Below are 11,757 nucleotides of genomic sequence, written 5' to 3' on the forward strand. Positions count from 1 at the left end.
GTGAGCAGGTTCCAGGTCGTCAGCGGCAAGGGCGGGACCGGTAAGACCACGGTCGCCGCCGCACTCGCGCTCGCCCTCGCGACCGAGGGCAGGCGCACTCTCCTCGTCGAGGTCGAGGGCAGGCAGGGCATCGCCCAGCTCTTCGAGTCCGAGCCACTCCCCTACGAGGAACGCAGGATCGCCGTGGCCCCCGGCGGCGGGGAGGTCCACGCGCTGGCGATCGACGCCGAGCGCGCGCTCCTGGACTACCTCCAGATGTTCTACAAACTGGGCAGCGCGGGCCGGGCGCTGAAGAAGCTCGGCGCGATCGACTTCGCCACCACCATCGCTCCGGGGGTCCGCGACGTCCTGCTGACCGGCAAGGCCTGCGAGGCCGTACGCCGCAAGGACAAGCAGGGCAGGTTCGTCTACGACTACGTGATCATGGACGCGCCCCCCACCGGCCGGATCACGCGCTTCCTCAACGTCAACGACGAGGTGGCCGGGCTGGCGCGGATCGGCCCGATACACAATCAGGCGCAGGCCGTGATGCGGGTCCTGAAGTCCCCCGAGACCGCGGTCCACCTGGTGACACTCCTGGAGGAGATGCCGGTCCAGGAGACGGCGGACGGCTTCGCCGAGCTGCGCGCCGCCGAACTGCCGGTGGGCCGGGTCGTCGTGAACATGGTGCGGCCCCACCTGCTGGACGAGGACGCGCTGCGTACGGCCTCGGGCGGCCGGCGCAAGGAGATCGCCAAGACGCTCACCCGGGCCGGCGTGACAGGTTCCGCCGGGCTGGTGCGACCGCTCGTCGCACAGGCCGCCGAGCACGCCCAGCGCGTCGGCCTGGAGCGTGAGCAGCGCGCGGTGCTGGCCGGGCTGGGACTGCCCATGGCCGAGCTCCCGCTGATGGGCGAGGGAGTGAGCCCCTCGGCGCTGCACGAACTGGCGGCGGAGTTCCGCAAGCAGGGCATGGGCGACGACACCGCGGACGCGGCGGAGCAGAGAGCCCGGGGCGGGAAGCGACGCGGATCCGGAGAAGGGCTGGGGTCATGACGCTGGGCACGGACATCGCACCGGGGCTGGAGACCGACGCGCTCCTGGACGACCCGGAGATCCGCATCGTCGTGTGCTGTGGTTCCGGGGGCGTGGGCAAGACCACGACCGCGGCGGCTCTCGGCGTACGGGCGGCGGAGCGCGGGCGCAAGGTCGTCGTCCTCACTATCGACCCGGCCCGCCGGCTCGCCCAGTCCATGGGCATCGACCAGCTGGACAACATCCCGCGCCGGGTCGAGGACATCGAGGGCGAGGGCGAGCTGCACGCGATGATGCTCGACATGAAGCGCACCTTCGACGAGACCGTCGAGGCGCACACGGACGCCGAGCGGGCGCGCGCGATCCTGGAGAACCCCTTCTACCAGTCCCTGTCGGCCGGGTTCGCGGGCACGCAGGAGTACATGGCCATGGAGAAGCTCGGCCAGCTGCGGGCGCGCGACGAGTGGGACCTGATCATCGTCGACACCCCGCCGTCCCGTTCCGCGCTGGACTTCCTGGACGCACCGAAACGTCTCGGCTCCTTCCTGGACGGGAAGTTCATCCGTCTCCTGATCGCTCCGGCGAAGATCGGCGGGCGGGCCGGGATGAAGTTCCTGAACGTCGGGATGTCGATGATGACGGGGACGCTCGGCAAGCTGCTCGGCGGACAGTTCCTCCGCGACGTACAGACCTTCGTCGCCGCGATGGACTCCATGTTCGGCGGGTTCCGTACCCGGGCCGATGCGACGTACAAGCTCCTCCAGGCGCCCGGCACCGCGTTCCTCGTGGTCGCGACACCGGAACGGGACGCGCTGCGCGAGGCCGCGTACTTCGTGGAACGGCTGGCCGCGGAGGAGATGCCGCTGGCCGGCCTGGTCCTCAACCGGGTGCACGGAAGCGAGGCCGCACGGCTCTCCTCGGAACAGGCGCTGGCAGCCGCAGAAAATCTTGAAGGCGTCGGCATTGTGGATCAGACGGCCGGGAAGGCTGGCCTTGGTGATGCGGACCCGTTGTCCGCCACCTCTCCCGATGCCCCGGAGCCGCTCTCCCCCGAGCGCAGCAACGAGCACGCCCCGTACGAGCCGTCACAGCAGGAGCCGCCCCAGCACGAACGGACGACGCGTCCGTCTGAGCCCGAGCCTCACGGCCGTGGCCGGAAGTCGCCTGACCCGTCCGGACCAGCCGCTGACCCAGAAGTCACGGACACAGAACCCGCGCCCACAGAAGAAGCAGACAGGCACAGCACGTCCGTCACGGACGTCGTAGCCACCGAGGTATCCATCGAGCAGCTGACCGCAGGTCTGTTGCGGCTGCACGCCGAGCGGATGCACGTCGTCGCACGCGAGCAGCACACCCGGGACCACTTCAGCACGCTGCACCCCGAGGTGCCGGTGGCCGAGGTGGCCGCGCTGCCCGGCGACGTCCACGATCTCTCGGGCCTCAGGGCCATCGGGGAACTGCTCGCGACCGGTTCCGCTTCCGCACCGGCCGGAGCTGTTTAGGACCACCACCGGGCGTGCCCCCGGGCCGGTCCGTGCGGCGCTGCCCGCACCTACCCCACAGCGGCGAACGTCTCGTGCAGTTCGTCGTCGTGCAGACCGTCGTCATGCAGGCCGTCGTCCAGACCCACCGCTGCCGGCAGCATGCCCGTGGACCGCTCGTACTCACTGCGCGCGGTCTCCAGCAGGCGGCGCCAGGACGTGACGGTGGGCCTTCGGCGCAGCAGTGCGCGGCGCTCCCGCTCAGTCATTCCGCCCCACACGCCGAACTCGACGCGATTGTCCAGCGCATCGGCCAGGCACTCGGTCCGCACCGGGCAACCGGTGCACACCGCCTTGGCCCTGTTCTGCGCTGCCCCTTGTACGAACAATTCATCCGGATCGGTAGTGCGGCAGGCTGCCTGCGCACTCCAGTCGGTTACCCAGCCCATGCCGGCGCCGTCCTCTCCCGAATCGAGGCTCCCCCACGGCGGTAGCGGCATATTCACCGCTGCCAGTTGAGGACGTTACGGAAGGTGGGGACAGCACAACACCCCCTTCGGGCCCAATCTTGAATGGTCCGAACGGACTATGCGTACGCGGCAGATCACCCAGGGGAGTGACGGGAGGACATGCGCGACCTTCCCGACAGAATCCGGACAGAAACCCCAAGTCGCAACGGACATTCAGTGACGCATGAGGCGAATTCGGGAACGCCTCGGCAGGTGGCTGAATTCCGTTGAGGGGCATGCAAGGGGGTTGATGCAAAACCGGACTGCTGTGACAGTTGAGAGCAGCTTAGGCCAAGGCCTATACGCGTGTCCGGCGAATGAGAACGTAGGCTGCCCCCATGCCAAAGAAGCGCTCAGGCGGGGGTCTGACGACGACCCAGCAGGCCGCCAAGTTCCTCGGTGTCGCCGCGCTCTCCGGAGCTGTACTGGCCGGCATCGCACTGCCGGCCGCCGGCGCACTCGGGCTCGCCGCCAAGGGGACGGTCGAGGGATTCGACGAGATCCCTTCCAACCTCAAGACTCCGCCGCTGAGCCAGCGGACCACGATCCTGGACAACGAGGGCGGTGCGATCGCCACGGTCTACTCGCGTGACCGCACCGTCGTCCCGCTCAAGGACATCTCGCCGTACATGCAGGACGCGATCATCGCGATCGAGGACTCGCGCTTCTACGAGCACGGCGCGGTGGACCTCAAGGGCATCCTGCGCGCGATGAACCGCAACGTGCAGGAGGGCGGTGCCGCGCAGGGCGCCTCGACTCTCACCCAGCAGTACGTGAAGAACGTCTTCGTCGAGGAGGCCGGTGACGACCCGGACAAGGTCGCCGAGGCCACGCAGCAGACCTTGGGCCGCAAGGTCCGGGAGCTGAAGTACGCGATCCAGGTCGAGGAAGAGCTCGGCAAGAAGAAGATCCTGGAGAACTACCTCAACATCACCTTCTTCGGGCAGCAGGCCTACGGGGTCGAGGCGGCTTCCCAGCGCTACTTCTCCAAGCACGCCAAGGACCTGAAGATGGAGGAGGCCGCGATGCTGGCCGGCCTCGTCCAGTCGCCGACCCGGTACGACCCGGTCAACGACACGGAAGAGGCGACCAAGCGGCGCAACACCGTGCTGCGGCGCATGGCCGCCGTCGGAAGCATCTCGGAGGCCGAGGCCGAGAAGGCCATCGCCAGCCCTCTGGAACTGAAGGTCAGCAGGCCGAAGAACGGCTGCATCACCGCTGTGAGCGGCGCCGGGTTCTTCTGTGACTACGTACGCAAGACGATCCTGACCGACCCGGCCTTCGGGAAGACCGACGAGGAGCGCGCCAAGCTCTGGAACCTCGGCGGGCTGACCATCAGGACCACACTGTCGCCGCGTGCGCAGCAGGCCGCCAACGAGGCCGCGACCTCGAAGGTCAACAAGGACGACAAGGTCGCCGCCTCGGTGGTCCAGGTCGAGCCCGGCACGGGGCAGATCCTCTCGATGGGCCAGTCCAGGCCCTACGGACTGGACCAGAACAACCACGAGACGGTCCTCAACCTCGCGGTCAGCAACAAGATGGGCGGCAGCACCTACGGCTTCCAGGTCGGTTCGACCTTCAAGCCGATCACCGCGGCGGCCGCCCTGGAGAAGGGCGTCAGCCCGGCGCAGAGCTTCGACACGCCGTGGAAGACCTCCCTTCCGCTGGACACCTACAAGCGGTGCGACGGCGGGCCCGCCGGCGGCGGTCAATGGTCCGTACAGAACGAGATGGAGTCCGAGAAGGGCTCCTACGACATGACCGAGGCCCTCGGGAAGTCCATCAACACGTACTTCGCGTTGCTGGAACAGAAGGCCGGCCTGTGCGAGACCCTCACGATGGCCAAGAAGGTCGGCTACCAGCGCGGTAACGGCGAGCCGCTCACGGAGAACCCTTCCATCACGCTCGGCACCACGGAGAGCACCCCGCTCGCCATGGCCACCGCGTACGCCGCGTTCGCGAACCGCGGCACCTTCTGTACGCCGATCGCCATCAAGTCCATCACGGACACCAACGGCAAGAAGCTGGAAGTTCCCAAGTCGGCCTGCTCGCGGGCGATGAGTGAGAAGACCGCCGACACGATCAACCAGATGCTCAAGGGCGTGATCGCGGACGGCACCGGCCAGCAGGCAGGACTCAGCGACCGCGACAACGCGGGCAAGACGGGTACGACCGAGAACCGCGTGGACGCCTGGTTCGTCGGCTACACGCCGAACCTGTCCACGGCGGTGTGGGTCGGTGCCGACATCGGCAAGAAGGTACCGATGTACGACATCACCATCGGCGGCCAGTACTACGACAAGGTCTGCGGCGGCTGTCTCCCCGGTCCCATCTGGAAGACCGCGATGACCGGTGCGCTGAACGCCTCGGAGACCCCCTCCTTCAGCCCGGTCGAGGTGCCGCGCGCCAAGGAGAAGGAGAAGGACGAGAAGAAGGACAAGGGCCGCCGCGAGGACAACGACGGCGGCGACGACAACGACAAGCCCGGCGCCGACCCCATCGGCGGCATCACCCTGCCGCCCGGCATCATCGGTGGGAACGACGGCGGCGGGCGCGGTGGCAACGGTCCCTGACCGTTCGGACCGCGCGGCGACGTGATGACGGAGGAGGGGCGCCCCGAGCCGGGGGCGCCCCTCCTTTCGCGTCCGTCTCTCAGCCCGCGAGGAGCCTCTTCACCGTTGCGGCGACCCGGCCTCCGTCGGCGAGCCCGGCCACCTTCGGGTTGACGATCTTCATGACGGCGCCCATGGCGCGGGGCCCCTCGGCACCGGCGCTCCTCGCCTCCTGGACGGCCTGCGCGACGATCACGTCCAGCTCGTCGTCGGTGAGCTGCTTCGGCAGGTACGCGTCGAGCAGCTCGCCTTCGGCCTTCTCCCGTTCGGCCTGCTCCGTCCGGCCGCCCTGCGCGAAGGCCTCGGCCGCCTCGCGGCGCTTCTTCGCCTCCTTGGCGATCACCTTCTGCACCTCGTCGTCGGAGAGCTCGCGCGACGTCTTGCCGCTGACCTCTTCCTTGGTGATCGCGGTCAGGGTGAGCCGGAGGGTGGACGAGGTGAGCTCGTCACGCGCCTTCATGGCCGTGGTGAGGTCTTCCTTGAGCTTGGACTTGAGCGTGGTCATGCGGCGATTGTGACAGGTACGGGGCACCTGCCGCCCGCCTGTTTTCGTCCCACCACGCCGTTTCTGCGACGATGGCCCCATGCGCGCACGCTACGGAGTACCCCTGAAAGCAACGGCAGTCGGCGCAGCAGTCGGTGCCGCCGGCCTCGTCTACGCGGCCGGATTCGAGGCACGCTCGTTCCGCCTCCGCCGGATCACGATTCCCGTACTCCCGCACGGGGCACGCCCGTTGCGCGTGCTGCAGGTCTCCGACATCCACATGGTGAGCGGCCAGCGCAAGAAGCGCGCCTGGCTGCAGACACTGGCGGGCCTCCGCCCCGACTTCGTCGTCAACACCGGCGACAACCTCTCCGACCCGGAGGCCGTGCCTGAGCTGCTCGACGCGCTCGGCCCGCTGATGGAGTTCCCCGGGGTCTACGTCTTCGGCTCGAACGACTACTACGGCCCGAAGCTCCGCAACCCCGTCCGCTACCTCCTGGAGAAGACGCAGGGCAAGCACGGGCTCAACGGCAACGCGCCGGCGGTCGGCGCCGTCCACAACCCGTGGGAACCCATGCGGGACGCCTTCGACGAGGCGGGCTGGCTGAACCTCTCCAACACCCGGGGCCGCATCAAGGCCGACGGGCTCGAGATCGCGTTCACGGGCCTGGACGACCCCCACATCAAACGGGACCGTTACGCCGAGGTCGCCGGCGGACCCGAGACGGGCGCGGACCTGTCGATCGGCGTCGTCCATGCCCCGTACCTGCGCTCCCTGGACGCCTTCACGGCGGACGGCTACCCGCTGATCCTGGCCGGCCACACCCATGGAGGCCAGCTCTGCATCCCCTTCTACGGGGCCCTCGTCACCAACTGCGACCTGGACACGGACCGGGTGAAGGGCCTCTCCGGCCACACGGTCGGCGAGCGGCGCGCCTACCTCCACGTCTCCGCGGGCTGCGGCACCAACCGCTACACCCCGGTCCGCTTCGCCTGCCCGCCCGAGGCGACCCTGCTGACGCTGACGCCGCGCGACTGAGGTTCCCCGCCCTGGGCGCAAAAACCGGATTTCGCCTGTGGGCGCCGGTGGGCTAAAGTAATCGATGTCGCCGGGACAATCGGTGGACATCGGGGTGTAGCGCAGCTTGGCAGCGCGCTTCGTTCGGGACGAAGAGGTCGTGGGTTCAAATCCCGCCACCCCGACAGCTGAAACACCAGGTCAGGGGCCTGATCCACTAAGTGGATCAGGCCCCTGACTCGTCCCTGGGGGCATCTTGGGAGCCAAGTGCGGGATGCGGCTCCCAGAGGGTGCGCGTGGGGCCAACTGTGGAACGGGGCTACCCCAGGGCCGTACCTGTCCTTCGCTCGGCCCGCTCGGCTCATGCCGCTCGGCCGTCAAAAGACAGGGAGGAATCATCTTCATAGCTGTTGGCCGAGCGCGCCGATTCCGCTGCCCGACCGGCAGGGAGGGACTGCGGCTCAGCTCCCAGCGCGTCGATACCCCACGGGCCTCTCACTCACCTTCACGATCACCCCGGCATCGACAAGATCTCGAAGCACCTGGCGTGCCCGCTTCTTCCCGATCGCCACATCAGCGGGACGGTATCCCGCTCCGAACAGGGCAGCCAGGACGCGTTCGGCATCCCATGTCCCCTGGAGGGCCTGGATGGCCTCGCTAAGGATCTCAGCGTGCGTTGGGGTGCTGCTCACATGTCCTCCGCAGTTGCCTACAAACTCACCCTGAAAATAATCGCCGGTCGGGCACTCAGGTTGCCCATATGGCGCATTCACTCGCCCGGTACAGGGCGATCGCGTGGCCGTCGGGGTCGGCCGTGAGATAGAGCTTGCCGATGCCCGGCTCGTCCTCCGCCCAGCGCCCGGCGTGGCCCGCCGCTTCGAGTTCGGCGACCCTGCGCCCGAGGGCTTCCTCGCCGGCGGTGCGCAGGGCGGTACGGCGCAGGCCCGGCTTCTCGGCGGCGGTCAGCACGAGGCTGTGGTGCTCGTAGTCGTCGAAGGTGCGCAGGTAGACGGAGTCGCCGTCCTGCCCGTTGACCGTCAGGCCGAGGTAGTCGGTGAAGAATCCGACGCTGCCCTCCAGGTCCGGAGTGAGCAGTTCGGCGTGGCCGACATGGGCGATGTCACCGAGAGGGGGAGTCATCTGCGGCTCCTTGCCGGGACGGTTCGGGGGATGAGGGGGCTGTCCGCTCGGGGCGCGGGAAGACGGTGCCGTCGAAGATCTTCCGCGCGGTACGCACCACGGCGGTGCGCCTGACGGCAGGGCTGCCGTCCGCGCCCGTGCCGACACCGGCCTCGATGTCGATGAACCCGGTGGGGTGCTCGATGCGCAGCCGGTCGCCGTACGGGGGGAGATGGGCGATGTCCTCGGCGACGCTGCCGGGGACGCGCAGGCCCGCCGCGACGCCGGCGGCGCCGAGGACGCCGATGGAGGTGTGGCAGCGGTGCGGGATGAAGGTGCGGGTCGTCACCGCACCGTCCTTAACGGGCGGGGCCAGCAGGCTGAGCTTGGGCACCGTCGTGTCGTGTACGTCGCCGAGGCTCATCAGGGGGCCCGCTTCGAGGCGGATCCGCTCTAGGCGCTCACGCAGGGCGCTGTTCCCCTCGAGCTCCCCCGGCGTCTCGTAGCCCGTGATGTCCAGGGCGTGTGCCGGGATGAGGACGGTCGGCATGCCGTTGTCGACGCAGGTCACCGGGGTGCCGGCGATCACTTCGCGAGCCCGGCCGGTGGGCAGCAGCGGGCCGCCGCCCTGCGCGAACTCGATCACCACCGGTGCGGCGGTCCCGGGCACCCCGGAGATCCTGGCCGCACCGGTGTAGTCGACGCGCCCGCCGGAGGTGGGAAAGGACGCCGTGGCCAGGTCGCCGGTGTTGACCATCCGGATGCGTACGGACGTCTGCCCCTCCCGGGCGGTGACCAGGCCCCGTTCCACGGCGAAGGGACCGACCCCGGCGAGCAGATTGCCGCAGTTCTGCCGGCCGGACACCTCGGCGGTGTCCACGGCGACCTGGAGGAAGAGGTAGTCCACATCGATGTCCGGGTCCTCCGGCACGGAGATGACCGCGACCTTGCTCGTGAGCGGGTGCGCGCCGCCGAGACCGTCGATCTGCCGCGGGTCCGGGCTGCCCATGATCCGCAGCAGCAGCTCGTCGCGGGCGGCCGGCGCACGCGGCAGGTCGTCCGCCAGGAAATAGGCCCCTTTGGACGTGCCGCCCCGCATCAGGAGGCAGCGGACCTCCGCCGGTCCGCCGGTCACGCCCCGGCCTCCCTGGCGTGGTCCTCGTACGAGGTGTACCGCACGCCGAGGACTTCGAGCTTCTCGCGCAGTCCGTAGCGGTCCAGCCCGAGTTGGCCCTCCAGGAAGGCTGCGCGTGCCTTGGCCTCCTTGGCCTCTCGCGCCTCGGACGCCTCGGCGGTCTCGCGGACGCGCTCACGGGGAACGGCCACCACGCCGTCGTCGTCGGCCACGATGACGTCGCCCGGACGGATCACCTGGCCCCCGACGACGACCGGGACGTTGACGGAACCACCGGTCGCCTTCACCGTCCCCTGGGCGGACACGGCCTTCGCCCACGCGGCGAAGCCCATGTCCCGCAGCTCCTGGGTGTCGCGAATGCCCGCGTTGATCACCAGCCCGCGTACCCCGCGTCGTTGGAGCGCGGTGGCGAACAGCTCTCCGAACATGCCGTCGGTGGACGGGGACGTGGTGGTGACGACGAGGACGTCGCCCTCGCCGCACTGCTCCACCGCCGCATGGATCATGAGGTTGTCGCCGGGCCAGCTGAGCACGGTGACCGCGCTGCCCACGATCCGCACGCCCTGTTGCACGGGGCGCAGTTCGGGGCCGAGCAGGCCGGTGCGGCCCATCGCCTCGCTCACTGTGGCGACGCCGTACGGTGCGAGCGCCTCGATGTCCCGCGCGTCCGCCTTCGGCGGTCCGGTGACGACGACGCCGCTCATGCCGGCGACTCCGTGGTCCGCGCCGTCTCGGTCTTCATGGCTGAACTCTCCTTGCTGGACAGGGCGTCGGCCCACCAGCGCGGCGCGCCATGCGCGCAGTGCGTCGATCAGGCGCCGCGCGTCACCCGCGCAGTGCCTCGATCACGCTCGCCAGGTGGGAGCGGACGGCCGCTTCGGCCGCCTGCGGCTCCCTGGCCCTGATCGCGTCGATCATGGCCAGGTGTTCACTCAGGGACTGCTGCGGGCGTCCGGGCCTCAGGGCGAGCTGGAACCTGTGGCGCACCAGCTGGCCGTTCAGCCGCTCCAGGAGCGACACGGCCGTCCGCTGTCCGGAGAACTCCCTGACCATGGCGTGGAGCTCATGATTCAGGTCGGAGTAGAGCATGGGCTCGCCGTCGTCGACGGCCTTGGTCATGGCCTCGCCGACCGCCGTGAGCCGGTCGAGCTGCTCGGCGTCGGCCGCGACGGCCGCCTTGGCCGCGCAGAGCCCCTCCAGGGCCATGCGGCACTCGGTGATGGCGACGGCTTCGTCGACGCTCACCACGCGAACCCGTGATCCGCGGTTACGGATCCGCTCGACCAGGCCCTCCGACGCCAGCTCGATCAACGCCGCTCTGACGCCGGCCCGTGTCACACCGAACTGCTCGGCGAGTTCGTTCTCCACCAGCCGCTGGGCCGGTGCCGTCTCGCCGCGCAGAATCGCCTGCCGCAGTTGGGTCAGGGCCAGCTGCCTGGCCTGTTCCCCGCTGGTCGGACCGGCTTGGTTCGGCATCGTTGCCCCCCTGAGTGAGTGCCTGTCGAACCTAAAACTCGAGGAACAGGATTGTCAACGATTCTGTTTGCCATATTGCCGGAAACCCAGGGGGCCGGGGCCGGCGGGGAGAACCCGCTCCCGTCACACGCATGGGCCCGGTTCCCTCTCGCTGCGAGAGGGAACCGGGCCCATGGAAGTCGTGCCGGCGGCACGGTGGCGGCTGCGCGGCATCCTCGGCGCGCGGCCGTCAGGGGTGGATCAGGCAGCAGCCGCCGTGGCACCCTCGGCGACCTGGCGGAGCACCTCGGTCAGCGAGGTGACGACCTCGGCGTCGTCCGCCGGGTGGAGTTCGGCGAAGCGGGTCACGGAGCCGGGGATGGAGAGCTTGGCGTCCGCCAGGACCGCTCCGCCCGCGAGACCGGCCGCCTTGCGGGCCTCGTCCTGGGCCCACACGCCGCCGAACTGGCCGAAGGCGGTGCCGACCACGGCGACCGGCTTGGCGGTCATGGCGCCGGCGCCGTACGGGCGGGACAGCCAGTCGATGGCGTTCTTCAGGACCGCCGGCATGGTGCCGTTGTACTCGGGCGAGAACAGGAGGAACGCGTCGGACCGGCCGGCCGCCTCGCGCAGCTGGGCGGCGGCAGCCGGAACGCTGCCCTCGACGTCGATGTCCTCGTTGTAGAAGGGGACGTCCACGAGGCCCTCGTACAGCTCGACCTCGGCGCCCTCGGGCGCGTGCTTGACGGCCGCCTCGGCGAGCTGGCGGTTGTGGGAACCGGCGCGGAGGCTGCCGACGAGGGCGAGGATGCGTACAGACATGGAGGAGCTCCCGGGAGACGGAGACTGCAGAAGTAAGCGGACCGTAGTCCGTTTAAAGTTGTACCACCTAAACGGACCGTGGTCCACTTCCGTCCGCCCGGGGCTACC

Annotated in this window: 10 protein-coding genes, 1 tRNA gene and 1 pseudogene; 5 read left to right on the forward strand and 7 right to left on the reverse strand. The window is 69.4% G+C overall.

The window, feature by feature from the left end; all coding sequences use genetic code 11:
• Together AB0P41_RS25275 and AB0P41_RS25280 are read left to right on the forward strand one after the other, a co-directional pair.
• Positions 1 to 1,035 (forward strand): ArsA-related P-loop ATPase, encoded by a 1,035-nt coding sequence (locus AB0P41_RS25275; RefSeq protein ID WP_365934316.1) that lies wholly within the window; start codon positions 1 to 3, stop codon positions 1,033 to 1,035.
• A complete protein-coding gene (locus tag AB0P41_RS25280; protein WP_365934318.1) occupies positions 1,032 to 2,516 on the forward strand; it encodes an ArsA-related P-loop ATPase in 1,485 nt (494 codons plus the stop codon). The genes AB0P41_RS25275 and AB0P41_RS25280 overlap by 4 nt, the downstream gene beginning before the upstream one ends.
• Positions 2,517 to 2,566: 50 nt before the next feature.
• On the opposite strand, the gene AB0P41_RS25285 is transcribed toward AB0P41_RS25280, so the two are convergent.
• Positions 2,567 to 2,944: a WhiB family transcriptional regulator gene (locus AB0P41_RS25285; RefSeq protein ID WP_202076055.1), complete on the reverse strand. Its 378-nt coding sequence runs from the start codon at positions 2,942 to 2,944 to the stop codon at positions 2,567 to 2,569.
• 398 nt (positions 2,945 to 3,342) lie between these two features.
• Between AB0P41_RS25285 and AB0P41_RS25290 the strand changes: the two genes are divergently transcribed.
• A complete protein-coding gene (locus AB0P41_RS25290; RefSeq protein ID WP_356713870.1) occupies positions 3,343 to 5,577 on the forward strand; it encodes a transglycosylase domain-containing protein in 2,235 nt (744 codons plus the stop codon).
• A 79-nt stretch (positions 5,578 to 5,656) separates the two neighbouring features.
• Here the strand turns inward: AB0P41_RS25290 and AB0P41_RS25295 are convergent, their stop codons facing one another.
• Positions 5,657 to 6,121 (reverse strand): GatB/YqeY domain-containing protein, encoded by a 465-nt coding sequence (locus AB0P41_RS25295; RefSeq protein WP_356713871.1) that lies wholly within the window; start codon positions 6,119 to 6,121, stop codon positions 5,657 to 5,659.
• 79 nt (positions 6,122 to 6,200) lie between these two features.
• Here AB0P41_RS25295 and AB0P41_RS25300 point away from each other — a divergent pair, with 79 nt between their 5' ends.
• Both AB0P41_RS25300 and AB0P41_RS25305 read left to right on the forward strand, forming a co-directional pair.
• The gene (locus AB0P41_RS25300) at positions 6,201 to 7,139 is read left to right on the forward strand and encodes a metallophosphoesterase (protein ID WP_356713872.1); all 939 of its coding nucleotides are present in this window, start codon (positions 6,201 to 6,203) and stop codon (positions 7,137 to 7,139) included.
• A gap of 90 nt (positions 7,140 to 7,229) precedes the next feature.
• A tRNA-Pro gene (locus tag AB0P41_RS25305) sits at positions 7,230 to 7,303 on the forward strand.
• Between the two features lie 583 nt (positions 7,304 to 7,886).
• Here the strand turns inward: AB0P41_RS25305 and AB0P41_RS25310 are convergent.
• From AB0P41_RS25310 to AB0P41_RS25330, 5 genes and pseudogenes are all read right to left on the reverse strand, one after another.
• Positions 7,887 to 8,258: pseudogene (locus tag AB0P41_RS25310) on the reverse strand (VOC family protein); the annotation flags it as partial.
• The gene (locus tag AB0P41_RS25315; RefSeq protein ID WP_365934321.1) at positions 8,239 to 9,372 is read right to left on the reverse strand and encodes a 4-oxalomesaconate tautomerase; all 1,134 of its coding nucleotides are present in this window, start codon (positions 9,370 to 9,372) and stop codon (positions 8,239 to 8,241) included. The pseudogene AB0P41_RS25310 and the gene AB0P41_RS25315, both read right to left, overlap by 20 nt.
• Entirely contained in the window at positions 9,369 to 10,076 is a 708-nt protein-coding gene (locus AB0P41_RS25320; RefSeq protein ID WP_365934323.1) for a 4-carboxy-4-hydroxy-2-oxoadipate aldolase/oxaloacetate decarboxylase, read from the reverse strand. Before AB0P41_RS25320 ends, AB0P41_RS25315 begins: the two co-directional genes overlap by 4 nt.
• 121 nt (positions 10,077 to 10,197) lie before the next feature.
• Positions 10,198 to 10,848 carry a GntR family transcriptional regulator gene (locus tag AB0P41_RS25325; RefSeq protein ID WP_365934325.1) on the reverse strand — a complete coding sequence of 217 codons (651 nt, stop codon included), beginning with the start codon at positions 10,846 to 10,848 and terminating at the stop codon, positions 10,198 to 10,200.
• A gap of 240 nt (positions 10,849 to 11,088) precedes the next feature.
• On the reverse strand, positions 11,089 to 11,649 hold the full coding sequence (locus tag AB0P41_RS25330) for an NAD(P)H-dependent oxidoreductase (protein WP_356713877.1): 561 nt from the start codon (positions 11,647 to 11,649) through the stop codon (positions 11,089 to 11,091).
• Positions 11,650 to 11,757 lie beyond the last annotated feature (108 nt).

The organism is Streptomyces sp. NPDC079167 (assembly GCF_040686735.1).
Taxonomy (GTDB): Bacteria; Actinomycetota; Actinomycetes; order Streptomycetales; family Streptomycetaceae; genus Streptomyces.

Excerpts from the sequence above, each read along its gene's own strand:
- AB0P41_RS25280 (WP_365934318.1), top strand. The coding sequence starts at position 1,032 with ATGACGCTGGGCACGGACATCGCACCGGGGCTGGAGACCGACGCGCTC.
- AB0P41_RS25285 (WP_202076055.1), bottom strand. The coding sequence starts at position 2,944 with ATGGGCTGGGTAACCGACTGGAGTGCGCAGGCAGCCTGCCGCACTACC.
- AB0P41_RS25290 (WP_356713870.1), top strand. The coding sequence starts at position 3,343 with ATGCCAAAGAAGCGCTCAGGCGGGGGTCTGACGACGACCCAGCAGGCC.
- AB0P41_RS25295 (WP_356713871.1), bottom strand. The coding sequence starts at position 6,121 with ATGACCACGCTCAAGTCCAAGCTCAAGGAAGACCTCACCACGGCCATG.
- AB0P41_RS25300 (WP_356713872.1), top strand. The coding sequence starts at position 6,201 with ATGCGCGCACGCTACGGAGTACCCCTGAAAGCAACGGCAGTCGGCGCA.
- AB0P41_RS25320 (WP_365934323.1), bottom strand. The coding sequence starts at position 10,076 with ATGAGCGGCGTCGTCGTCACCGGACCGCCGAAGGCGGACGCGCGGGAC.
- AB0P41_RS25325 (WP_365934325.1), bottom strand. The coding sequence starts at position 10,848 with ATGCCGAACCAAGCCGGTCCGACCAGCGGGGAACAGGCCAGGCAGCTG.
- AB0P41_RS25330 (WP_356713877.1), bottom strand. The coding sequence starts at position 11,649 with ATGTCTGTACGCATCCTCGCCCTCGTCGGCAGCCTCCGCGCCGGTTCC.